This is a genomic window from Actinomadura rayongensis (assembly GCF_009831215.1).
In the GTDB taxonomy this organism is placed as follows: Bacteria; Actinomycetota; Actinomycetes; order Streptosporangiales; family Streptosporangiaceae; genus Spirillospora; species Spirillospora rayongensis.
On sequence record NZ_WUTW01000001.1, the window covers coordinates 952,797 to 974,875 of the forward strand.

Genomic DNA, 22,079 nt, shown 5'->3' on the forward strand with positions numbered 1-22,079 from the left:
GCCCGCATCCTGCCATGATGGGGTTGTGCCCACCTTGAGCGATCTGGTCCGTGACCATACCGATCTCACCGAGGCGGACCTGGAATGGCTGCACGCCCTCGTCTCGGACTGGCAGCTCCTCGCCGACCTGTCCTTCGCGGACCTGCTGCTGTGGGTGCCGCTGCGGTCCGCCGACGCGCTGCCCGACGATCCGCGCCGCCGCGCGCCCGCGCCGTCCGGTGACACGGTCGACACCGTCCCCGGCTGGGTCGCGATCGCGCAGATGCGGCCGACGACCGGCCCGACCGCCTACTCCGAGGACCTCGTCGGCCGCGTCGTGCGGACCGGACGGCGCGGGCTCATCGACGTCGCGTGGCGCGAGCGCCGGATCGTCCGCGAGGGGGACCCGGAGTGGGGGAGCGGCATCCCCGTCCGCGAGGAGTCGATCCCCGTCCGGCGCGGCGCGAAGATGCTCGGCGTCATCCAGCGCAGCACCAACCTCAGCTCCGCGCGGACGCCGTCGCGGCTGGAGCTGACCTATCTCCAGAGCGCCAGCGACCTCGCCCAGATGATCGCCGACGGGCGGTTCCCGGTGCCGGGGGAGGACCCGAACCTCGTCCGGTCCCCGCGCGTCGGGGACGGGCTGATCCGCCTGGACCGCGCGGGCCGCGTCGCCTACGCCAGCCCCAACGCCCAGTCGGCCTACCGGCGGCTCGGGTTCCAGGCGGACCTGGTCGGCGCGTCGCTCGGCGAGGTCACCGCCGCGCTGTGCGACACCGGGGAGCCGCAGGAGGAGGCGCTGAGCGTCGTCCTGTCGGGGCGGGCGCCGCGCGAGGTCGAGGTGGAGGCGCACGGGACGGTCCTGCAGATCCGGACGATCCCGCTGGTCGTCGGCGGGAACCGCATCGCGGCGATCGCGCTGTGCCGGGACGTCACCGAGCTGCGCTGGCGCGACCGCGAGCTGATGACCAAGGACGCGACGATCCGCGAGATCCACCACCGCGTCAAGAACAACCTCCAGACCGTCGCGGCGCTGCTGCGGCTCCAGGCGCGGCGGCTGCGCGTCCCCGAGGGACGGGCGGCGCTGGACGAGGCCGTGCGGCGCGTCGGGTCCATCGCGATCGTCCACGAGACGCTGTCGCACACCCCGGACGAGCTGATCGACTTCGACGACATCGCCGACCGCGTGATCATGATGGCGGGCGAGGTGTCGACGCCCGAGACCCGCGTCGAGCCCAAGCGGACCGGCAGCTTCGGCGTGCTGCCCGCCGAGATCGCGACGCCGCTGGCCATGGCGCTGACCGAACTGCTGCAGAACGCGCTGGAGCACGGCCTCGCCAACCGGTTCGGGACGCTGGAGGTCGTCGCCGTCCGGTACGGCGAGGGCCCGCCGCCGGACGCGTCGCCCGCCGGGGCGGCGCTGCCGAGCGTCCGGGTCTGGGGGGAGTGGCCGGGCAGCGAGGGCGGGCCGCCGAGCCGCGCCGTCCCCGCCGACGCCGACGGGCGGCGGCTCGTGGTGGTCGTCCTGGACGACGGCGCGGGGCTCCCGCCGGACTTCGACGTGGAGAGCAGCAACAGCCTGGGCCTGCAGATCGTCCGCACGCTCATCGTCGGGGAACTGGGCGGACGGCTGGAGTTCCACCGCCGGGAAGAAGGCGGGACGGAAGTCGTCGTCGACGTGCCGCTCGACCAGCAGCATCGTCCGGGTCCGCCGCCGCGCTGAAAAGCCGAACGCCCGTGGAAAGGTCCACGGGCGTTCTTCGGTGCTGTCGGCGTCGCGCTCTCCGGCCGAAGGGTTCGGAGGCCGCGCCGGGAAATGCGGCTGGTGTCAGAGTCCCGCGTTCGCGCGGGCGCGGGCACGGGCGGCGCGGCGCTTGACGGCGCGGCGCTCGTCCTCGCCCATCCCGCCCCAGACGCCGGCGTCCTGGCCGGATTCGAGCGCCCAGCGCAGGCACGCGTCGGTCACGTCGCAGCGGCGGCAAACCTGCTTGGCCTCTTCGATCTGCAGGAGCGCGGGCCCGGTGTTCCCGATCGGGAAGAAAAGCTCGGGGTCCACGTCACGGCAGGCAGCGCGGTGGCGCCAGTCCATGCGGTCCACTCCTTCGTCGCGGTGGTGGAAGACACTCAACTTGTGAACGGTTTCACATGTCGCGAACACCCCGAGACGCAAAAAGTTTGGTCAGGTGGATTGTTCGGCGGCGTTCCGGCCGTGCTCGGGGTGGCGACGTTGCGGCCCCGGCGGAGAACGCACTTTGAGCGTGGCAGGGCCCCGCAGGACGACGCAAGACCCTTGAGAAATGTTTCTCAAGGTATGGATGTCGGATGTGTCACATCAGTGGGTCCGGGCGGTTGCTTTCCTGTTAACGGACGCTGTGACCAGCCTCATATGACGATCCGCACGGCTTTCGGCACGGCGCGGAACGTGATCGTCGTGTGTTCGCCCAGGTAGTCGCCGTCCAGCTCGAACGCCACCGGACGCGCGGCCCGCAGCGTGACCCGCTGGGCGTCGTGCACGTTCACGATCTGCCGCCCGCCCATCGGCCGCGACCGCGCCACGAGCATCTTCGCGAACGCCGAGAGCACCGTCCCGGCGCTCAGCGAACGCGTTCCGAACACGTCCAGGCCGAGGGCGAAGTTCGCGCGCGGGCTCGGATTGAGCGGAAGCGGACCGAGGAAAGTCCACGGCGCCGTGTTGGAAACGAACGCGAGAAAGACCCCGGAAATCGGCGCGACGCCCGGGGCCTCGACCGTCAGCGCCGGGCGGCGCCGGTCCGTTCCGGAGAAGAATTGGCGCACCGCCGCGCGCACATAGAGTGACGGGTCGGCCCTGGCGCCGGCCAGCCGCCGCCGCTCGACCTCCCGCACGACCTCCGCGTCCAGCCCGACGCCCGCGCAGAAGGTGAAATAGCGCTCGGTGCCGTCCGGCAGGGAGGCCGCGCCGAGCCCGACCGTCCGGTGCCGTCCCGCGCGCAGCGCCGCGAGGACGTGCCGCGTCGCGCCCACCGGGTCGCCCGGCAGCCCGAGCGCCCGCGCGAAGACGTTCGCGCTCCCCGACGGCAGCACCGCGAGGGCGGGCAGCTTCGGGTCCGGGCCGTCGGCGAGCAGGCCGTTCACCGTCTCGTTGACGGTCCCGTCGCCGCCGAGCGCGATGACGACGTCGAACCCGTCGTGCGCCGCCTCCCGCGCCAGCTCCGTCGCGTGCCCCCGGTGCGCGGTCTCGGCGAGGACGAGGTCGAGATCGCCGGCGAACGCCCGGACGAGAGTGTCCCGGGCCTGCCGCGTGGTGGAGGTCGCCTTCGGATTGGCGATCAGCATGGCGCGCACGGCGCCAGGTTATCCACCGTGGTCCGTGCGCCGAACGGACAACCCGGCTTGGAACGTGCCGAAGACGTCGTCGCGTTCCCCGGTCGGCCGCACCCGGACCGGACGAGTAGGGTTTCGGATGTGTCCCAGCGACCCGCTCTCGCCCACGCCGCCGCCGCGCTCGAAGCCGTCGAAGGGCTCACGGCCACCGGGATCGGCGTGTTCGTCGGCGTCGAGACCGCCGTCGGCCGGCCCGTCGACGCCGCGAGCGCCGTCGGCGTCACCGTCCTCGCGCTGATCGGCGGCGTCGCCATGCTCGCCGTCGCGCGCGGGATCCTGCTCGGCGACGCCCGCAGCCGCGCCCCCGGCGTCCTCACCCAGCTCTTCGCGCTGCCCATCGCGTGGTCGCTGTGGCAGAGCGGACGGCCAGAGATCGCGCTCCCGCTCGGCGCCGTCGCGCTCGCCGCCCTCGTCGCGCTGCTCAGCCCGGCCAACACCGCCTGGCTGTCCCGCGAGGTGGACGACGACCGGGAACCCGCCGGCACCGACTCCTGACCCGGACCGGCCCGAAACGACGGGACGGGCACCGCGCCGTCGCGCTGCCCGTCCGGTCCTACTCGTCGGCCGTCAGCCCGTCGCGGAGCTGCGCCAGCGTCCGCGCCAGCAGCCGCGACACGTGCATCTGCGAGATGCCCAGCTCCGCCGCGATCTGCGACTGCGTCATGTTCCCGAAGAACCGCAGCAGCAGGATCCGCTTCTCCCGCGCCGGAAGCTTCTCCAGCAGCGGCTTCAGCGACTCCCGGTACTCCACGCCCTCCAGCGACTCGTCGATCATGCCGAGCGAGTCCGCCACGGCGGGCGCGTCCTCGTCGCCGGAGTCGGGCGCGTCCAGCGAGACCGTGGAGTAGGCGTTGGCGGACTCCAGGCCCTCCAGCACCTCCTCCTCGCTCATCTGCAGGTGCGCCGCCAGCTCGCTGACCGTCGGCGCGCGGCCCTCCCGCTGCGCGAGATCGCTGATCGCCTTGGTCAGCGACAGCTTCAGCTCCTGGAGACGGCGCGGCACGCGCACCGCCCAGCCCTTGTCGCGGAAGTGCCGCTTGATCTCCCCGACGATCGTCGGCGTCGCGTAGGTGGAGAACTCCACCCCGCGGCCGAGGTCGAACCGGTCGATCGACTTGATCAGCCCGATCGTCGCGACCTGGATCAGGTCGTCCAGCCACTCGCCGCGGTTGCGGAACCGGCGCGCCAGGTACTCCACCAGCGGCAGGTGCAGCTCGACGAGCTGGTCGCGGATGCGCTGGCGCTCGGGGTCGCCCTCGGGCAGCTCGGCGAGCCGCTCGAACAGCGCGCGGGCGCGGGCGCGGTCGGGGACCGCGCTGTCGGAACGCTCGTTGCCGGTGCTGTCCCCGGCCACCGTCGTCTTCTCCGTCACAGGGCCAGGCCCCCCGACCGGCGCTTCTGCAACGTGACGATCACCCGGTCGTCCGCGGCGGCCTTCGCGTCCACCTCGCCGGCGAGCGACGACAGCACCGTCCAGGCGAACGTGTCGCGGCTCGGGACGGCGCCGTCCACCGTGAGCACCGACACGGCGATGCTCATGGCCTCGTCGGTCAGCTCGAACTCGCAGGTCAGATCGGTGCCCGGCACGGCCTGGGGCAGCAGCATCGCGCATGCCTCGTCGACCGCGATCCGCAGATCCTCGATCTCGTCCAGCGTGAAGTCGAGCCGGGCGGCGAGTCCGGCCGTCGCCGTGCGCAGCACCGACAGGTACGCGCCCGCGGCCGGGAGCTTCACCGTCACGACGTCACGCACGGAATCCTCCGTACTGGCCGCCATCGCGGCGGTTTCCTCGGTCACGTCACTCCTCGTGGGATGGTCCGCTGTCTCCGAAACTACCGCTAATCACGACCTCGGCGAGCATCGCCGCGCGTGAGGTTCCGGGTGATCTTCCGTCGTGCGGTGAGCCTCGGTGTCCGGTTCGCCCGGGTGCGTCGGTGATCATGAACTCTGGCCGCTCGCCGCGGCCCGCAGCGCGTCGCCGGTCAGCCGGTAGACGGTCCACTCGTCCTGCGGGCGGGCGCCGAGGGCCTCGTAGAAGCCGATCGCCGGAGCGTTCCAGTCCAGCACCGACCACTCGACCCGGCCGTAGCCGCGCTCGACCGCGATCCGCGCCAGCTCCAGCAGCAGCGCCCGGCCGTGGCCGCCGCCGCGCGCCTCGGGACGGACGAACAGGTCCTCCAGATGGATGCCCGGACGCCCGAGCCAGGTGGAGAACGTCCGGAACCAGATCGCGAAGCCGACGGGCTCGCCGTCCCGCTCGGCGATCAGCGCGGACGCCGCCGCGTCCGGGCCGAACAGGTGGGCGCGCAGGTCGTCCTCGGTGGCCCGCACCTCGTGCGGCGCGCGCTCGTAGGCGGCGAGCTCGTGGACGAGCCGCAGGACGAGCGGCACGTCGTCGGGGGTGGCCTCGCGGATCATGCTCCGAGGTTATCCGCGAATCGGCACGCTGCGTCACCACCGGGAATGACGGAGGCCCGCCCACGGACGGGGCGGGCCTCCGGAGTGCGGGAGGTCACAGGCTCAGGCCTGCTTGGTCTCCCAGAAAATCTTGTCGATCTCGGCGATGCGCGCGAGCAGGTCGTCGGCGACCTTGACGTCCAGGCCGCCCTTCGTGCCGGCCGCGCCCGCGAGCTTGGTCGCCTCGTTGAAGAGCGTGTGCAGCTGCGGGTACTTCTCGAAGTGCGGCGGCTTGAAGTAGTCCGTCCACAGCACCCACAGGTGCTCCTTGACGAGGTTGGAGCGCTGCTCCTTGATCACGATCGCGCGGGTCCGGAACGCCGGGTCCTCGTTCGCGTGGTACTTCTCGATGATCGCCTTGACCGACTCGGCCTCGATACGGGCCTGCGCCGGGTCGTAGACGCCGCACGGCAGGTCACAGTGCGCGGAGACCGTGGTCCTGCGGCGCAGAAGGCTGACGAACACCAGTGATTCCCTTCCTTGTAACGGATCATGCTCAGGGCACCGACACTACTCTGATGAGACCGGGCGGGATCGCCCAGGGCGCTCGGTATTTCGGCCTAAGCCCTGCCCGCTTTCTGACCGCTGTGGCGGCGCTTATGCGGGGGGACGGCCATGGACTGGGCAAAGATCATCAAGGGGCGGGCGCTGATCCGCGCCGAGGTCACGGGCCCGTCGATGCTGCCCGCGCTGCGTCCGGGGGACCGGCTCGTCGTCCTGTCCGGCGGGGACGTGGCGGCCGGCGACCTCGTGGTCGCGCGGCGGCCGGACGACCCGGAGACCGTCATCGTGAAGCGCGCCACGTTCCGCGACGGCGACGGCTGGTGGCTGGAGAGCGACAACCAGGACGCGCCCGGCCGCCGCGACAGCTGGGACTTCGGGGCCGTCCCGGACGGCCAGGTGCTGGGCCGCGCGGTGGCCCGCTACCGTCCGCTGCGCCGCGCCGGACTGCTGCGCCGCGGCTGAGCCCGCGCCCCCGGGAGCCGGGGACGCGGGCGCCGGAGACCTCAGATCCGGTTGACGCCCTCGGCGCGGGCCTGCGCCGCGACGGCGGCGGTCACGGCCGGGGCGACCCGCTCGTCGAACGGGTTCGGGATGACGTAGTCGGGCGAGAGGTCCTCGCCGACGATGTCGGCCAGCGCCGACGCGGCGGCCAGCTTCATGCCCTCGGTGATCGAGTGGGCGCGGACGTCCAGCGCGCCGCGGAAGATCCCCGGGAACGCCAGCACGTTGTTGATCTGGTTCGGGTAGTCGCTGCGGCCGGTCGCGACGACGCGGGCGTGCCGCCGGGCCACCTCGGGGTGGACCTCGGGGGTCGGGTTGGAGAGCGCGAACACGATGGCGTCGTCGCTCATCGTGGCGATCGACGCCTCCTGGACGGTGCTGCCCGACAGGCCGATGAAGACGTCCGCGCCGCGCAGGGCCTCCTCGGTGGAGCCCTTGAGCAGCGACCGGTTGGTGATCGCGGCGATCTGCTGCTTGATCGGGTTGAGGCCGTCGCGGCCCTCGTAGATCAGGCCCTTGCTGTCCGACAGCGCGATGTCGCCGATGCCCGCCTCGATGAGGATCTTGGAGACGGCGATGCCGGACGCGCCCGCGCCCGCGACGACGGCGCGCAGGTCCGACAGCGGCCGGCCGACGAGCCGGGCGGCGCTCTTGAGCGCGGCGAGCGCGACGATCGCGGTGCCGTGCTGGTCGTCGTGGAAGACGGGGATGTCGAGGGCGGCGCGCAGCCGGTCCTCGATCTCGAAGCAGCGGGGGGCGCTGATGTCCTCCAGGTTGATGCCGCCGAAGCTCGGCGCCATCCGGATGACGGTGTCCACGATCTCGTCGGTGTCGGTGCAGCTCAGCGCGATGGGCACCGAGTCGACGCCGGCGAACTCCTTGAACAGCAGCGACTTGCCCTCCATGACCGGCATGGACGCGGCGGGGCCGATGTCCCCGAGGCCGAGCACGGCGGTGCCGTCGGTGACGACCGCGACGACCTTGGACGTCCAGGTGTAGTCGTAGGCCAGCTCGGGACGCTCGGCGATCGCGGTGCAGACGCGGGCCACGCCCGGCGTGTAGGCGAGCGACAGGTCGTCGGCGTCGCGGACGGGGATGGTGGAGCGCATCTCCAGCTTTCCGCCGCGGTGCAGCCGGAACGCCGGATCGTCGTCGAATGAGTGCGGTTCGGTGGGGAGAGGTTGAGCGGACACAGCGACCCCTGTCAGAGAAATGGGAATTCTGTGATGCCGCCGCGGTGGTGATGGTCTGGTGGCCGACCACTCGGGGACATCTCGCGACGTAACGGGGGTCACCCGTTACCTGATTGTGCCACATGGGCGTCGCGGCGCCCCGGGACGGGACGGGTGGTGGACGTCACGTGACGCCGTCCAAAACGGGCTGCTCAGCGTCCGCGCGGCCCGTCCCGGGCGGGTGCCCGGGTCGCCGCCTTGGTCACCCAGTGTCCGAATCGTGTCTCCGCGTTTAACCGGATCGAAACTTTCGCAGTGGAAAAATGCCCTCTGACCTCGCTGATCTCGATCCGACGCACTCCCCTGGAGGGAAGCCTGTGAAGACCGGTTCTCTGTACCGCCGCGCCGCTGCGGTCGGGTCCCTCGTCCTGGCGGGCGCCCTCGCGCTGTCGGCCTGTGGCGGCGACGACGGCGCCGACAGCGGCTCCACGGCGCCCGGCAAGGACGTCGGCGACGTCTTCGCCGCGATCAAGCCGGACCCGGCTCTCAAGGCCAAGCTCGCTCCGTCGATCGCGTCGGCGGGCAAGATCATCGTCGCGACCGACCCGTCGTACGCGCCGAACGAGTTCTACTCGTCCGACAACAAGACCATGATCGGACTGGACCTGGACCTCGGGAAGGCGCTCGGCAAGAAGCTCGGCGTCGAGTTCGCGTTCCAGAAGGCGGGCTTCGACGCGATCATCCCCGGCATCAAGGCGGGAACGTACCAGCTCGGCATGTCGTCGTTCACCGACAACAAGGACCGGGAGAAGACGGTCGACTTCGTCACCTACTTCACGGCCGGGTCGGCGCTGATGGTGAAGGCGGGCAACCCGTCCGGGCTGAAGCCCGACGACCTGTCGCTGTGCGGGAAGAAGGTCGCGGTCGAGAAGGGCACCGTCCAGCTGGACGAGCTGTCGGACGTCATCGACCCGGCCAAGGGCACCGGCGCGCGCACCAAGAAGTGCAAGGACGCCGGCAAGCCCGCCCCGGTCGCGCTGCCCTATCCCGACCAGAACGGGGCGAACCTGGCGCTGTCCAGCGGGCGCGCGGACGCCGTCCTCGCCGACTCGCCGGTGATCGACTACGCGGCCAAGCAGTCGAACGGCCAGTTCGAGGTGTCCGGCGCGACCTACGACACCGCGCCGTACGGCATCGCGGTCGGCAAGAGCCTCGGGACGACCAAGGACGCCCTGCTCGGCGCGCTGAAGGCGCTCCAGGCCGACGGCACCTACGCCAAGCTGCTCCAGAAGTGGGGCGTCGAGAGCGGGTCGCTGGGCTCGCCGGGCATCAACGGGGCGCAGAGCTGATCCGATGACGAGCCTCGTCAAGGACACCGAGCCTGAGGGGCGGCCCGAGATCCGGGCCGTCCCCGTCCGGCACTACGGCCGGTGGGTCGCCGCCGCGCTGATCCTCTACGTCGCGGTGTGGGCCGTCTACAGCGTCGCGCACAACGAGCGCTTCGGCTGGGACGTGATGGGCCGGTACTTCACGGCCGACGCCGTCCTGTCGGGCATCGGCACGACGCTCGGCCTCACCGCGATCGCGATGGTCATGGGCGTCGTCGGCGGCGTCCTGCTGGCGGTGATGCGGCTGTCGCCGAACCCGCTGATCTCCGGGACGTCCTGGCTCTACATCTGGGCGTTCCGCGGCACGCCGGTGCTGGTGCAGATCCTGCTGTGGGGCTTCATCAGCGCGCTGATCCCGCGCTTCTCGATCGGGATCCCGTTCGGCCCGACGTTCGCCGACTTCAGCGCCAACTCGGTGATCACGCCGTTCGTGGCGGGCTGCCTCGGGCTCGGGCTGAACGAGGCCGCGTACATGGCCGAGATCGTCCGGGCGGGCATCCTGTCGGTGGACCCGGGCCAGGACGAGGCGGCGTGCGCGCTCGGCATGAGCCGGACGAAGTCGATGCGCCGGATCGTCCTGCCGCAGGCCATGCGGGTGATCATCCCGCCGACCGGCAACGAGACGATCTCGATGCTCAAGACGTCGTCGCTGGTGTCGGTGATCGCCGTCGCGGACCTGCTGTACTCGGTGCAGATCATCTACGGCCGGACGTACCAGACGATCCCGCTGCTGCTCCTGGCCAGCGCCTGGTATCTGGTGATGACGTCCGTCCTGACGGTCGGCCAGTTCTACCTGGAGCGCTACTTCGGACGCGGCGCGGCGCGGCGGCAGACGATGCTGGAGCGGCTGTGGGCGAACCTGCGGACGGCGCGGCCCGCCGGGAAGGGGACCCGATGACGGACGCGGAGACGCCCGAGTTCATGGTGCGCGCGGAGAACGTCCACAAGCGGTTCGGCCGGACGGAGGTGCTGCGCGGCGTCGACCTCGCGGTGCGGCCGGGCGAGGTGATGTGCGTCATCGGGCCGTCCGGCTCCGGCAAGTCGACGTTCCTGCGCTGCGTCAACCACCTGGAGAAGATCGACGGCGGGCGGCTGTGGGTCAACGGGCGGCTCGTCGGCTACCGCGAGAGGGGCGGGCGCCTCTACGAGCTGCGGGAGAAGGACGTCGCCCGGCAGCGCCGCGAGATCGGCATGGTGTTCCAGCGGTTCAACCTGTTCCCGCACATGACGGCGCTGCAGAACGTGATGGAGGCGCCCGTCCAGGTGAAAGGACGGGGCCGGGCGGAGGCGCGCGAGCAGGCCCGGGCACTGCTGGAGCGGGTCGGGCTCGGCGACAAGACCGGCAGCTACCCGGCCCAGCTCTCCGGCGGGCAGCAGCAGCGCGTCGCGATCGCCCGCGCGCTGGCGATGGAACCGGCGCTGATGCTGTTCGACGAGCCGACGTCCGCGCTGGACCCGGAGCTGGTCGGGGACGTCCTGGAGGTCATGAAGCGGCTCGCCCTGGACGGCATGACGATGATCGTCGTCACGCACGAGATGGGCTTCGCCCGCGAGGTGGGCGACTCGCTGGTGTTCATGGACGACGGCGCGGTCGTGGAGGAGGGGAATCCGCGCGAGGTGCTGGCCAACCCGTCGCATCCGCGCACGCAGGACTTCCTGTCACGGGTGCTGTGATTCCGGCAGGGCGCCGCTGCGTAGGGTGGGCGCCATGTTCGCTGTCACGGCCGCGCGGTTCGACGCGGAAGAACCCCTGAACGGACTGGAGCTGGGCGAGCGGCCCGCGCCGGAGGCCCCCGCCGGCTGGACGACGGTGACCGTCCGCGCCGCCGCGCTCAACCACCACGACCTCTGGTCGCTGCGCGGCGTCGGGCTGCGCGCCGAGCAGCTCCCGATGGTCCTCGGCTGCGACGCGGCCGGCGTGGACGAGGACGGCAACGAGGTCATCGTCCACGCGGTCGTCGCGGACGCGGCGCGCGGCGGGGGCGACGAGACGCTGGACCCGAAGCGGACGCTGCTGTCGGAGTTCCACCCCGGCACGCTCGCCGAGAAGGTCGCGGTGCCGCGCCGCAACCTCGTCGCCAAGCCGCCGGAGCTGACGTTCGAGGAGGCCGCGTGCCTGCCGACGGCGTGGCTGACCGCCTACCGGATGCTGTTCACCAAGGCGGGCGTGCAGCCGGGCGCGTCGGTGCTGGTGCAGGGCGCGGGCGGCGGCGTCGCGACCGCCGCGATCGCGCTCGGCTCGGCGGCGGGCCTGCGCGTCTACGCGACGAGCCGCAGCGCCGCCAAGCGCGAGCAGGCGCTCGAACTGGGCGCCGTCGCGGCGGTCGAGCCGGGCGCGCGGCTGCCCGAGCGCGTGGACGCCGTCATCGAGACGGTCGGCGAGGCCACCTGGTCGCACTCGCTGAAGTCGCTGCGCCCCGGCGGACGCGTCGTCGTGTCCGGCGCGACGAGCGGGCAGCTGCCCCCGGCCGAGCTGAACCGGGTGTTCTTCCTGCAACTGGAGGTCGTCGGCTCCACGATGGGCACGCGCGACGAGCTGGACCGGCTCGCCAAGTTCCTCGTCGCCACCGGGACGCGCCCGCGCATCGACCGCGTCCTGCCCCTCGCCGAGGCGCGCGACGGGTTCGCGGCGATGGCGAAGGGCGACGTCTTCGGCAAGATCGTCTTCGTGCCCTAGCGGTCCTCGGGACGCCGGAACGCCTCGGCGAGCAGCCGCTCGCGGGCCTCGTCCAGGATGGCGCGGGCACGGTCGAGACCGCCCTCGGCCAGGCCCGCGCCGGCGGCCTCCGCGCGCACCTCGGTCACGAACGTGCTCAGCAGGCGCTCCAGCTTGAGGCGGGCGACGTCCTCGCGGGAGCCGGTGGCGGTGCGCCAGGCGTCCTCCCAGTTGCGCCGCCACTCCTCCTTCCACGCCTGCGTCTGCTCCTTCCAGTGCTCCTTCTGGCGCTTCCACTCGCCCCGGGTGGACCCGGCGGTCTCGCGCCAGGCGTCCCGGGCCGTCTCGGCGGTCTCGCGCCACGCGTCCCGGGTGGTCTCGGCCGTCTCGCGCCAGGCGTCGCGGCCGGTCTCCGACGACTCGCGCCACGCCTCGCGGGACGCCTTCTGGCCCTGCTCGCGCACCGTCCGCGCGGCCTGCGTCAGCTCCTCGCGCAGCGACCGGACGGTCTGCCGCACGTCCTGCTGCACCTCGCGGGCGAACTGCTGCGCGGACGCGGCGATCTCGTCCTCCAGCTCGGCCAGCTCGTCCATGCGGCGCTCCAGCTCGGCGCGGCCCGCGTCGGTCAGCGAGTAGACCTTCTTGCCCTTGACGATCTCGTGCGTGACCAGGCCCTCGGCCTCTAGCCGCGCCAGCCGCGGGTAGATCGTTCCGGGCGACGGCGAGTAGACGCCGAGGAACCGGTCCTGGAGCAGCCGGATCACCTCGTAGCCGTGCCGCGGGCTCTCCTCCAGCAGCTTGAGCAGGTACAGCCGCAGGCGGCCGTGGCCGAAGACGGGACTCAACGGGGGTTCTCCGATCCGGGGACGGTGATCTCGGACGTGTCGCCGGTGGCGCGGCCCAGCAGCGTCACCGAGCCGGAGACGGTCGTGACCGACACCCTGCCCGCGCCGTCGCCGATCGTGCCGCCGATGTTCTTCATGATGCCGACCTCCTGCCGCCGCAGCCCGGCGAAGGTCGTGTCGATGACGCCCGCGGCGCTGTTCAGCGCGACGGACGCGCCGGTGCTCTCCGGCACCCGCAGCGCCACGTCGCCCGACACCGAGTGGACGTCGATCCGCCCGGCCGCGAGCAGCCCCACGTCGGCGGTGACGCGCCCGCTGACCGTGCGGGCGCCGAGCCGCGCGACGGTGCCGCCCGCGAGCGCGAGGTCGCCGGAGACGGACGTGAACGAGACCGTCCCGTCCAGGTCGGTGGCCTCGACGGCGCCGGACACCGTGTTGGCGTCCACGTCCCCGGTGACGCCGTCGAGCGTGACCGTCCCGGACGCGCTCTTGATCGACGCGCGGGCGCCGAGGCCGGTGAGCAGGCCGTCGGCGGCGACGAGGTTGAGCGTGACCGGGCACTCGCGGGGGACCGTCACCGTCATCTCGACGCGCGTCTTCGGGGCCCGCAGCAGGCCGAACAGGTTCTCTACCAGCTTCTCCTGCGTGATCGTCAGCAGCCCCGCCTCATGGACGATCACCAGCGGCGGCCCGGAGACCTCGTGGACGACGACCGAAGGCTTCAGCCCGGGCGCGTCGCTCGCGAGCACCGCGACGCTGCCGGACAGGACGGTCGCCCGCAGCGTGACCACGCCGTCGAAGTCCAGTTCGACGGGCTCCTCGATCGTCCAGCGCGTCATCTGTGCCGCCTCTCAGGTCCCGGGCCGCCCGCGTCGCGGCCCCGCCGACAACACGATATGTCGCGATTGGGGAAAGTCAAGATGTATCGCGTTGGTCACTCGTCCTCGTCGTCCAGCCGCGCCAGCCATGTCGCCAGGCGCTCCACCGGCGTCTCGAACTCGGGGTTCAGGTCCACGAACTCGCGCAGCCGCTCCGCCAGCCAGGCCAGGCTGACGTCCTCGCCGCCGCGCCGGTCCGCCAGCTCCTCGATGCCCCGATCGGTGAAGTACATGCCGTCCCCTCCCGGAACGGCCGGGGGCTCCGGTGCGCCGTCGCGCCCCGGAGCCCCCGGCTCGTCCACCGCTATCCGAACAGGCGCTCCAGCAGGGCCTCCTGCTCCGCCTGGTGCACCTTCGCCGACCCCACCGCCGGCGACGACGACGCCCGCCGCGACACCCGCGACAGCCGCAGGCCCTCGATCTGGTGCGGCAGCTTCAGCGCCATGAACGGCCACGCGCCCATGTTCGCCGGCTCGTCCTGCACCCACACGACCTCGGTGTGGTTCGGGTACTTGGCCAGCTCGGCGCGGATCTCGTCCACCGGCGGCGGGTACAGCCGCTCGACCCGCACGATCGCGGTGTCGGTGCGGCCCTTGGCGTCCCGCGCCTTCGCCACGTCGTAGTAGATCTTGCCGGTGGTCAGCAGCACCCGCGTCACGCCCGCCGGGTCGACCGCCGGGTTCGTCTCGGGGATGACCGGCTGGAACCGGCCCTCGGTGATCTCCGCGACGGGCGACGTCGCCGCCTTCAGCCGCAGCAGCGACTTCGGCGTGAACACCACCATCGGCTTCTCGCGCCCCGACAGCGTCTGCCACCGCAGCAGGTGGAAGTAGTTCGCCGGGGTCGTCGGGTACGCGACCGTCATGTTGTCCTGCGCGCAGAGCTGCAGGTACCGCTCGATGCGGGCGGACGAGTGGTCCGGCCCCTGGCCCTCGTAGCCGTGCGGCAGCAGCAGCACGACCGAGGACCGCTGGCCCCACTTCTGCTCGCCCGACGAGATGTACTCGTCGATGACGGACTGGGCGCCGTTGGCGAAGTCGCCGAACTGCGCCTCCCACGCCACGAGCGCGTCCGGACGGGTCATCGAGTAGCCGTACTCGAAGCCCATCGCCGCGTACTCGCTGAGCAGCGAGTCGTGGACGTAGAACTTCGACACGCCCTTGCCGAACTGCTTGAGCGGCGTGTACTCCTCGCCCGTCCTGCGGTCGACCAGGACGGCGTGCCGCTGCCCGAACGTCCCGCGCCGGCTGTCCTGCCCGACGAGCCGCACCGGACGGCCGTCGATCAGCAGCGACCCGAACGCCAGCAGCTCGCCGGTCGCCCAGTCGATCGCGTCCTCGCCGACGGACTGGACGCGCCGCTGCAGGATCGGCTGCAGGCGCGGGTGCACGCTGAAGCCGTCCGGCAGGTTGACCTGCGAGTCGATGAGCAGCTTCACCTCGTCGGCCGGGATCGCGGTCGGGACCGACGCGTGGTCGATCGGGATGCGCTCCTCGACGTCCGGCTTCACCACCGAACCCGGCTCCAGCGGCTTCTTCACCGCCTCGCGCGTCTCGGTGAACGCCCGCTCCAGCTGCTCCTGGTAGTCGCGCAGCGCCGCCTCGGCCTCCTCGACCGTGATGTCGCCGCGGCCGATCAGGGCCTCGGTGTAGAGCTTGCGGACCGAGCGCTTGGCGTCGATCAGGTCGTACATCAGCGGCTGCGTGAACGACGGGTTGTCGGACTCGTTGTGCCCGCGCCGCCGGTAGCAGACCATGTCGATGACGACGTCCTTCTTGAACGTCTGCCGGTACTCGAACGCCAGCCGCGCCACCCGCGCGCACGCCTCCGGGTCGTCCCCGTTGACGTGGAAGATCGGCGCCTGGATCATCCGGGCCACGTCCGTCGAGTACACGCTGGACCGCGAGTACTCCGGCGCCGTGGTGAAGCCCACCTGGTTGTTCACCACGACGTGGACCGTGCCGCCCGTGCGGTAACCGCGCAGCTGCGACAGGTTCAGCGTCTCGGCGACCACGCCCTGCCCGGCGAACGCCGCGTCCCCGTGGATCAGGACGGGCAGGACCGTGAACCCGGCCTCGCCGACGTCCAGCAGGTCCTGCTTGGCGCGGACCACGCCCTCCAGCACCGGGTCGACCGTCTCCAGGTGGGACGGGTTGGCGACCAGCTCGGTGTGGATCGTGGACCCGTCGGCGGCCGTGAAGTCGCCGGACGCGCCGAGGTGGTACTTCACGTCGCCCGAGCCCTGCGCGCTGCGCGGGTCCAGGTTGCCCTCGAACTCGCCGAAGATCTGCCCGTAGGACTTGCCGACGATGTTCGCGAGCACGTTCAGCCGGCCCCGGTGGGCCATGCCGATGACGACCTCGTCCAGCTTCGACGTCGCCGCCGCCGAGATCACCGAGTCCAGCAGGGGGATCAGCGACTCGCCGCCCTCCAGCGAGAACCGCTTCTGGCCGACGAACTTCGTCTGCAGGAACGTCTCGAACGCCTCGGCGCTGTTCAGCCGCCGCAGGACGTGCAGCTGCTCCTCGCGCGACGGCTTGTCGTGCGGGACCTCCACGCGCTCCTGGATCCAGGCGCGCTCCTCGGGGTCCTGGATGTGCATGTACTCGATGCCGACCGTCCGGCAGTACGCCATCCGCAGCACGCCGAGGATGTCGCGCAGCTTCATCGTCGGCTCGCCGCCGAAGCCGCCCGTCGCGAACTCGCGCTCCAGGTCCCACAGGGTGAGGCCGTGCTGCAGGATGTCCAGGTCCGGGTGGCGGCGCTGCTTGTACTCCAGCGGGTCGGTGTCGGCCATGAGGTGGCCCCGGACCCGGTAGGCGTGGATCAGCTCGTGGACGCGGGCGACCTTCGCGACGTCGTCCTCGTGGGACGCCGAGATGTCCTTCACCCAGCGCACCGGCTCGTACGGGATGCGCAGGGCCTCGAAGATCTCGTCGTAGAAGCCGTCCGCGCCGAGCAGCAGCTCGTTGATGCGGCGCAGGAAGTCGCCGGACTGCGCGCCCTGGATGATCCGGTGGTCGTAGGTGGAGGTCAGCGTCATGACCTTGCTGATCCCCATCCGGGACAGCGTGTCGCCGGACGCGCCCGCGAACTCCGCCGGGTACTCCATCGCGCCGACGCCGACGATCGTCCCCTGGCCCGGCATCAGGCGCGGCACCGAATGGACCGTGCCGATCGTGCCCGGGTTCGTGAGGCTGATCGTCGTGCCCTGGTAGTCCTCCAGGGTCAGCTTGTTGTTGCGCGCCTTGCGGACGATCTCCTCGTACGCCGCCCAGAACTGGCGGAAGTCGAGGGTGTCGGCGGCCTTGATGCTCGGCACGACCAGCTGCCGCTGGCCGTCGGCCTTCTGCAGGTCGATCGCGAGGCCGAAGTTGACGTGCTCGGGCCGCACCAGCACCGGCTTGCCGTCCACCTCGGTGTAGGCGGCGTTCATCTCCGGCATCGCCGCCAGCGCGCGCACGATCGCGTACCCGATCAGGTGCGTGAAGGAGACCTTGCCGCCGCGTCCGCGCTTGAGGTGGTTGTTGATGACGATGCGGTTGTCGATCAGCAGCTTCGCCGGGACGGCCCGGACGCTCGTCGCCGTCGGGACCGCGAGGCTCGCCTCCATGTTCGCCGCCGTGCGCGCCGCGACGCCGCGCAGCCGCACCTCCTCGGCGCCCGCCGGGACCGGCGTCGCGGCCGGCTTGGCCGCCACGGCCTTGTCCTGCGCCTTCGCGGCCGGCTGCTCGGCCGTCCGGACGGCGGGCTCGGCCGGCTGCGCGGGGGCCGGGGGTGTCGGCGGCGCCGCCGCCGTCGCCGGGGCGGAACCGTTCGCGGGGACGCTCGCCTCGGGGGAGGCGGTCGCGGCGGGGCGGGAGCCCGGCCGGTAGTCCGCGAAGAAGTTCCACCAGGCCTCGTCAACGGAGGTCGGGTCTTCGAGGTACTTGTGGTACAGCTCGTCGACCAGCCACTCGTTGGCGCCGAAGTCTGGGTGCATGGGGTCGGCACTTGATTGCGACGACTCTGTCGACACGGCGGAGATCGCCCTCTTCCGCAGCTCGCAGGTGAGTTCTGAAACACGTCAAGGCTACTCGCACTGACGCCGCACATCTGCCAGCTCATCGCCCGTGGGCGGTGGATCCCCATCCCTCCCGGGCAATACACACCACACCGTCCGATCTCACCCCGCGCCCCCCGGCCCGGCAAGATCACTCACCCCACACCCGCCGCCCCCCACAAACCCGAGGCGCGGCGACTCGCCTAGCGGCTCCCCACCGCGCCGACACGGCGCCCGCCCACCCGGTCAGCATCCGCGCGCGGCCCTGCGTCCCCGCGGGCGGCCCGCGTCCACGTGCGTGATCCACGCGGGGTCTGTGCTCATGCGGGCGCCCGGCCTGCGCGCACGAGGGCAGCTCGTGCGGGCGGGCCGGGCGCGCGCCGGGTGCTTGGGGTGGGGTCAGTGGGTGTGGGTGGGGACGGTGGGGCCTTCGCTGGCCTGGACGAGGACGAAGCCCTGGCCCTGGAAGGAGAGCTGCACCGCCTCGCCGCTGCCGCGGCCGATGAGGGCGGCGGCCTTGATCGTGCGGTTGACGCCCGTCTGGAGGGACGTGCTCCAGGCCACGGCGGACTGGGCGTCGGCGAAGGTGGGGGCGCGGCCCGCGTCCAGCAGGACGGGGGTGCCGTGCGTGTGCAGCGCGACCCAGCCCGAGCCCGTCAGCGTGGTGTTGAACAGGCCGCCCGCCATCATGCCCGCGCCCTGCACCCGCTTGATGTCGGTGGCCAGGTGCGAGTCGTAGGCGAGGATGTTCGCGCCGTTGACGGTCAGGGACTCGTTCTCCAGGTAGAACAGGTGGATGTCCTCGGCGTTGTGCGCGAGGAACAGCAGGCCCTGGCCGGTGGCGCGCATCAGCGGCGCGCCCTCCTGCGTGATCATCTTCTTGATGAACTTGCCGACGCCGCCCGCGCCCTGGTACTCGAAGTCCATCTGGCCCTGGAACGCCACCATCGCGCCCTGGCGGGCGATCACGTCGCCGTTCAGGTGGACGCGGAGCATCTTCGGGTTCTGCAGGACGAAGTGACCGGGGACCTGCCCTTGGTCCATGTTGTTGAAGAACGGGCTGCGCATGGCGCTCCTCGCTGGGGTTTCGGACTCGGAGAAGGTCAGCCTAGGGACGTCCGGTGACAGGATCCGTCCTCCTGAAGGCTGATCGGGTCCCCCTCCGAGACGACGAGAGTCGTCCCTGCGGTGGACCCCGGCAATCCTCCCGCAAGGGGAAGGACCGGCGGAGACCCCCGGCTACGATGGCGAGTGGGCCGAATCCGGGTCCGGGGGAAGCGGACGCACGAGGGCTCGGGGGGCCTGATGCTGGAGAACTTCAACGCCCTGGTGGACGGGCTGCCGCCTGCGGTGGTCTACCTGATCATCGCCGCGCTCGTGTTCGCCGAGGCGGCCCTGTTCTTCGGGTTCCTCTTCCCGGGCGAGACCGCGATCGTGGTGGGCGGGGTGCTCGCCGCGAGCGGCCATCTGTCGCTGCCGCTGCTGCTCGTCATCGCGGTGGGCTCGGCGATCATCGGAGATTCGGTCGGGTACGAGATCGGCCGAAAATACGGGACGCGGCTGCTCGCCACCCGGCCGATGGAGAAACACAAGGCGAAAGTGGCGAAGGCGCAGGACCTCATCCGCCGCCGGGGCGCGTTCGCGGTCTTCCTCGGCCGGTTCACCGCGCTGCTGCGCGCCCTGATGCCCGCGCTGGTCGGCGCCTCGCGGATGCCGTATCCGCGCTTCCTGGTCTTCAACGCGATCGGCGCGGTGTCCTGGGTCGTCGCGTACACGCTCGGCGGCTACTTCGCCGGGCAGGCGTTCGACCGGGCCGCGACGATGGTCGGCCGGGGCCTGGCCATCGCGCTGGCCGTGCTGGTCGTCGTCGGCCTCGTGGTGTGGAGCGTCCGCAAGCGCCGCCGCGAGGCGAAGGAAGAGGACGAGGCCCGCGAGGACGCCGAGCACGACACTCCCGTCCCGCGCTGACGTTCTTCGCGCACGTCGATCGCGCACGTCGATCGCGCACGTCGATCGCGCACGCCGTTCGCGCACGTCGACCGCGTAGGCCCTCCAGACAGGGTGCGGGCCGTGTGGGCGGGGTCGTTACCGAGTCGGATTCGGTCAGGTGGTACCACTGGGTAACCCTTTGGTGGTTACCTGGGGGACGTTCGGCGGGACGACCGGCGGACGACCGCAGTGACTCGGCGATGTGAGGAGACAGGGATGTCGGAACTGCGCTACGACGGGCGGGTCGCGATCGTGACCGGCGCCGGGCACGGGCTCGGCCGCCGGCACGCGCTGGAGCTGGCCGCGCGCGGGGCCAAGGTCGTCGTCAACGACCTCGGCGGCGACCGGTCGGGCGTCGGCGCGTCGGCCGGTCCGGCGCAGGAGGTCGTGGACGAGATCACCAAGGCCGGCGGCGAGGCCGTCGCCGACCCGGGCAACGTGGCCGACCCCGAGGGCGCGGCGGGCATCGTCCGGACGGCGCTGGACGCGTTCGGCAAGATCGACATCGTCGTCAACAACGCCGGGATCCTGCGCGACAAGTCGTTCAAGAACATGACCGTCGAGGAGTTCGACGCGGTCATCGCCGTCCACCTGCGGGGCTCGTTCCTCGTCACCAGCGCCGCGTGGCCGCACCTGCGCGAGCAGGGCTACGGCCGCGTGGTGAACACCTCGTCCCCGGCGGGGCTGTTCGGCAACTTCGGCCAGGCCAACTACGCGACGGCGAAGATGGGCCTCGTCGGGTTCACCAAGACGCTCGCCCACGAGGGCGCCAAGTACGGCATCCGGGCCAACGCCATCGCGCCCGTCGCGTGGACCCGCATGACCGAGGACCTGCTGCCCGCCGACTTCGCCGCCGCGCTCGGCGTCGAGCAGGTGACGCCGCTGGTGGCGTTCCTCGCGCACGAGAGCGTCGCCGAGTCCGGGCAGGTCTACACGGTCGGCGGCGGCCGGATCGCCAAGATCTTCGTCGCCGAGGGGCCGGGCTGGGGCACCAAGGAGACGCTGTCGGTCGAGTCCGTCCGCGACCACTGGGACGCGATCAACGCCGCCGAGCCCCTCGCGGTCTTCAACAACGTCGGCGAGCAGATGGGCCCGCTGATCCAGCAGCTCACGTCCTGACCCGCCCGCGGGACGGGACGCCGCCGAGCACCCCGTCCCGCGCCGCCGCGCACCCGCCGTGCGGTGTCGCGCACGCCGTGCGCTGGGCCGTGCGCCGCCGCCCCGGCCCGGGACGTCTGGGGCGGGGCGGCGGGTGCGGGCGGTCAGGTGGTGAGGGCGCCGGCCAGGGCCTCGACGTAACGCAGGGCGGCGAGGCGGGCCAGGGCCGGGTGGGCGCCGATCGGGGCGGAGTGGCCGGCGCCGAGCGCGGCGGCGGCCTCGGCCAGCAGGGCGATCTCGGGTTCGTGGCCGATGAGGTGCGGGGCGATCGCGACGGAGGCCGCCCCCGACGCGCGCAGCCGGTCGGCGGCGGCGCGCAGCGCCGCCGGGTCGGCCAGCGACGCCGTGAAGACCGGGCTGGCCAGCCGGGACGCCAGCAGGACGGCGGTGACCTCGGCCTGCGCCGCCGCGTCCGCGCCCGGGCCCGGCGCGGCGACGATCACGCCCCCGGCGGCCGTCACCATCGTCATCATGCGGATCCGGTCGGCGCGGGCGAGGCCCGCGTCGGCGAGCCGGTCGTGCAGCGCCTCGGCGAGCAGCGGATGCGGGCCGAGCGGTTCGGCCGCCACGACCGGGACGGGCGCGCCGGCCGCCGCCGCGCCCACGGCCGCCGCGACGTCCGGATCGGGCAGCGCGGCGAACGGCACGACGACCGCCGCGGGCTCGTCCGGCCGATGCCGCGTCAACCCGGCCAGCAGCGGGCCGAGCGCCGCCCGGTCGCCCGCCAGATGGCCGATGTGCGCGGGCTGGCCGGTGTGCTCGATCTCCACCAGCCGGGCGACCTCGGCGGCGATGGCCGCGCCGGGGCCGTCCGCGGGTCCGGGGACCGCGAGGACCAGGGCGGGGGAGTCGGGGGGCAGCAGGAAGGATTCGTCGCCGCGGTGCCGTCCGCCGCGCGGGGTGCGGCGGCGACGCGACGGAAGTGCCTCGGATGCCTGGCTTTCGGGACTCACGGCGGGAATCGTAACGCCGCGCGGCCCGCCACGGACATTCCGCTGCTCCGCCGACGCGAAGTGTGGCGCGCCCGACCCCGGGCGGAACCGGGTTATTTATCGGCGTACGGCAGAAATCGCGGAAGACGTCGCTTCCCGGCGCCGCGTGCTTCGCCGGGCGTCCACGGCGACGTAGTAGGCTCCGCAGATCCCCG

General features: G+C 72.1%; 22 protein-coding genes. 9 read left to right on the forward strand and 13 right to left on the reverse strand.

What is annotated here, in order from left to right; all coding sequences use genetic code 11:
* Positions 1 to 25: 25 nt before the first annotated feature.
* The gene (locus tag GQ466_RS04605) at positions 26 to 1,702 is read left to right on the forward strand and encodes a histidine kinase N-terminal domain-containing protein (RefSeq protein WP_161101487.1); all 1,677 of its coding nucleotides are present in this window, start codon (positions 26 to 28) and stop codon (positions 1,700 to 1,702) included.
* Positions 1,703 to 1,807: 105 nt separating this feature from the next.
* Here the strand turns inward: GQ466_RS04605 and GQ466_RS04610 are convergent, their stop codons facing one another.
* The gene (locus GQ466_RS04610; protein ID WP_103563840.1) at positions 1,808 to 2,068 is read right to left on the reverse strand and encodes a WhiB family transcriptional regulator; all 261 of its coding nucleotides are present in this window, start codon (positions 2,066 to 2,068) and stop codon (positions 1,808 to 1,810) included.
* A 293-nt stretch (positions 2,069 to 2,361) separates the two neighbouring features.
* Positions 2,362 to 3,303, reverse strand: coding sequence for a diacylglycerol kinase family protein (locus GQ466_RS04615; protein WP_161101488.1), 942 nt, complete (start codon positions 3,301 to 3,303; stop codon positions 2,362 to 2,364).
* A gap of 120 nt (positions 3,304 to 3,423) precedes the next feature.
* On the opposite strand from GQ466_RS04615, the gene GQ466_RS04620 reads away from it, so the two are divergent.
* A complete protein-coding gene (locus GQ466_RS04620; RefSeq protein WP_161101489.1) occupies positions 3,424 to 3,837 on the forward strand; it encodes a hypothetical protein in 414 nt (137 codons plus the stop codon).
* 58 nt (positions 3,838 to 3,895) lie between these two features.
* Here GQ466_RS04620 and GQ466_RS04625 read toward each other — a convergent pair whose 3' ends face one another.
* The 4 genes from GQ466_RS04625 to sodN form a co-directional block, all read right to left on the reverse strand.
* Entirely contained in the window at positions 3,896 to 4,714 is an 819-nt protein-coding gene (locus tag GQ466_RS04625) for an RNA polymerase sigma factor SigF (protein WP_337193317.1), read from the reverse strand.
* Positions 4,711 to 5,139, reverse strand: a complete 429-nt coding sequence (locus GQ466_RS04630; RefSeq protein WP_378186400.1) for an ATP-binding protein — start codon at positions 5,137 to 5,139, stop codon at positions 4,711 to 4,713. The genes GQ466_RS04625 and GQ466_RS04630 overlap by 4 nt, the downstream gene beginning before the upstream one ends.
* 141 nt (positions 5,140 to 5,280) lie before the next feature.
* Positions 5,281 to 5,760, reverse strand: a complete 480-nt coding sequence (locus GQ466_RS04635; RefSeq protein ID WP_161101490.1) for a GNAT family N-acetyltransferase — start codon at positions 5,758 to 5,760, stop codon at positions 5,281 to 5,283.
* Between the two features lie 102 nt (positions 5,761 to 5,862).
* A complete protein-coding gene (sodN, locus tag GQ466_RS04640; RefSeq protein WP_161101491.1) occupies positions 5,863 to 6,264 on the reverse strand; it encodes a superoxide dismutase, Ni in 402 nt (133 codons plus the stop codon).
* A gap of 150 nt (positions 6,265 to 6,414) precedes the next feature.
* Between sodN and GQ466_RS04645 the strand changes: the two genes are divergently transcribed.
* Positions 6,415 to 6,765 carry a S24 family peptidase gene (locus GQ466_RS04645; RefSeq protein WP_161101492.1) on the forward strand — a complete coding sequence of 117 codons (351 nt, stop codon included), beginning with the start codon at positions 6,415 to 6,417 and terminating at the stop codon, positions 6,763 to 6,765.
* A 41-nt stretch (positions 6,766 to 6,806) separates the two neighbouring features.
* On the opposite strand, the gene GQ466_RS04650 is transcribed toward GQ466_RS04645, so the two are convergent.
* The gene (locus tag GQ466_RS04650) at positions 6,807 to 7,997 is read right to left on the reverse strand and encodes a malic enzyme-like NAD(P)-binding protein (RefSeq protein WP_161101493.1); all 1,191 of its coding nucleotides are present in this window, start codon (positions 7,995 to 7,997) and stop codon (positions 6,807 to 6,809) included.
* Positions 7,998 to 8,353: 356 nt separating this feature from the next.
* Here GQ466_RS04650 and GQ466_RS04655 point away from each other — a divergent pair, with 356 nt between their 5' ends.
* The 4 genes from GQ466_RS04655 to GQ466_RS04670 are packed head-to-tail and all read left to right on the forward strand — an operon-like array spanning position 8,354 to position 12,041.
* Entirely contained in the window at positions 8,354 to 9,325 is a 972-nt protein-coding gene (locus GQ466_RS04655) for a transporter substrate-binding domain-containing protein (protein WP_161101494.1), read from the forward strand.
* Between the two features lie 4 nt (positions 9,326 to 9,329).
* Positions 9,330 to 10,262, forward strand: coding sequence for an amino acid ABC transporter permease (locus tag GQ466_RS04660; RefSeq protein WP_161101495.1), 933 nt, complete (start codon positions 9,330 to 9,332; stop codon positions 10,260 to 10,262).
* Positions 10,259 to 11,038, forward strand: coding sequence for an amino acid ABC transporter ATP-binding protein (locus GQ466_RS04665; protein ID WP_272917923.1), 780 nt, complete (start codon positions 10,259 to 10,261; stop codon positions 11,036 to 11,038). Before GQ466_RS04660 ends, GQ466_RS04665 begins: the two co-directional genes overlap by 4 nt.
* A gap of 34 nt (positions 11,039 to 11,072) precedes the next feature.
* On the forward strand, positions 11,073 to 12,041 hold the full coding sequence (locus GQ466_RS04670) for a zinc-binding dehydrogenase (protein ID WP_161101496.1): 969 nt from the start codon (positions 11,073 to 11,075) through the stop codon (positions 12,039 to 12,041).
* Here the strand turns inward: GQ466_RS04670 and GQ466_RS04675 are convergent.
* From GQ466_RS04675 to GQ466_RS04690, 5 genes are all read right to left on the reverse strand, one after another.
* On the reverse strand, positions 12,038 to 12,865 hold the full coding sequence (locus tag GQ466_RS04675; protein ID WP_161101497.1) for a PadR family transcriptional regulator: 828 nt from the start codon (positions 12,863 to 12,865) through the stop codon (positions 12,038 to 12,040). The two genes, GQ466_RS04670 and GQ466_RS04675, sit on opposite strands and share 4 nt — an antisense overlap.
* On the reverse strand, positions 12,862 to 13,704 hold the full coding sequence (locus GQ466_RS04680) for a DUF4097 family beta strand repeat-containing protein (protein WP_161101498.1): 843 nt from the start codon (positions 13,702 to 13,704) through the stop codon (positions 12,862 to 12,864). Before GQ466_RS04680 ends, GQ466_RS04675 begins: the two co-directional genes overlap by 4 nt.
* A 95-nt stretch (positions 13,705 to 13,799) precedes the next feature.
* A complete protein-coding gene (locus GQ466_RS30605; RefSeq protein ID WP_202419970.1) occupies positions 13,800 to 13,976 on the reverse strand; it encodes a DUF6104 family protein in 177 nt (58 codons plus the stop codon).
* Positions 13,977 to 14,047: 71 nt separating this feature from the next.
* On the reverse strand, positions 14,048 to 17,761 hold the full coding sequence (locus GQ466_RS04685; RefSeq protein WP_161101499.1) for a multifunctional oxoglutarate decarboxylase/oxoglutarate dehydrogenase thiamine pyrophosphate-binding subunit/dihydrolipoyllysine-residue succinyltransferase subunit: 3,714 nt from the start codon (positions 17,759 to 17,761) through the stop codon (positions 14,048 to 14,050).
* Between the two features lie 423 nt (positions 17,762 to 18,184).
* On the reverse strand, positions 18,185 to 18,853 hold the full coding sequence (locus GQ466_RS04690; protein WP_161101500.1) for an AIM24 family protein: 669 nt from the start codon (positions 18,851 to 18,853) through the stop codon (positions 18,185 to 18,187).
* A gap of 183 nt (positions 18,854 to 19,036) precedes the next feature.
* On the opposite strand from GQ466_RS04690, the gene GQ466_RS04695 reads away from it, so the two are divergent.
* Together GQ466_RS04695 and GQ466_RS04700 are read left to right on the forward strand one after the other, a co-directional pair.
* Positions 19,037 to 19,753, forward strand: a complete 717-nt coding sequence (locus tag GQ466_RS04695; RefSeq protein WP_337193318.1) for a DedA family protein — start codon at positions 19,037 to 19,039, stop codon at positions 19,751 to 19,753.
* Positions 19,754 to 19,990: 237 nt separating this feature from the next.
* Positions 19,991 to 20,893, forward strand: a complete 903-nt coding sequence (locus tag GQ466_RS04700) for an SDR family oxidoreductase (protein WP_161101501.1) — start codon at positions 19,991 to 19,993, stop codon at positions 20,891 to 20,893.
* A 143-nt stretch (positions 20,894 to 21,036) separates the two neighbouring features.
* Here the strand turns inward: GQ466_RS04700 and GQ466_RS04705 are convergent, their stop codons facing one another.
* On the reverse strand, positions 21,037 to 21,885 hold the full coding sequence (locus tag GQ466_RS04705; protein WP_161101502.1) for a sirohydrochlorin chelatase family protein: 849 nt from the start codon (positions 21,883 to 21,885) through the stop codon (positions 21,037 to 21,039).
* Between the last annotated feature and the right edge of the window lie 194 nt (positions 21,886 to 22,079).

Excerpts from the sequence above, each read along its gene's own strand:
- GQ466_RS04610 (WP_103563840.1), bottom strand. The coding sequence starts at position 2,068 with ATGGACTGGCGCCACCGCGCTGCCTGCCGTGACGTGGACCCCGAGCTT.
- GQ466_RS04635 (WP_161101490.1), bottom strand. The coding sequence starts at position 5,760 with ATGATCCGCGAGGCCACCCCCGACGACGTGCCGCTCGTCCTGCGGCTC.
- GQ466_RS04645 (WP_161101492.1), top strand. The coding sequence starts at position 6,415 with ATGGACTGGGCAAAGATCATCAAGGGGCGGGCGCTGATCCGCGCCGAG.
- GQ466_RS04660 (WP_161101495.1), top strand. The coding sequence starts at position 9,330 with ATGACGAGCCTCGTCAAGGACACCGAGCCTGAGGGGCGGCCCGAGATC.
- GQ466_RS04665 (WP_272917923.1), top strand. The coding sequence starts at position 10,259 with ATGACGGACGCGGAGACGCCCGAGTTCATGGTGCGCGCGGAGAACGTC.
- GQ466_RS04670 (WP_161101496.1), top strand. The coding sequence starts at position 11,073 with ATGTTCGCTGTCACGGCCGCGCGGTTCGACGCGGAAGAACCCCTGAAC.
- GQ466_RS04680 (WP_161101498.1), bottom strand. The coding sequence starts at position 13,704 with ATGACGCGCTGGACGATCGAGGAGCCCGTCGAACTGGACTTCGACGGC.
- GQ466_RS30605 (WP_202419970.1), bottom strand. The coding sequence starts at position 13,976 with ATGTACTTCACCGATCGGGGCATCGAGGAGCTGGCGGACCGGCGCGGC.
- GQ466_RS04690 (WP_161101500.1), bottom strand. The coding sequence starts at position 18,853 with ATGCGCAGCCCGTTCTTCAACAACATGGACCAAGGGCAGGTCCCCGGT.
- GQ466_RS04700 (WP_161101501.1), top strand. The coding sequence starts at position 19,991 with ATGTCGGAACTGCGCTACGACGGGCGGGTCGCGATCGTGACCGGCGCC.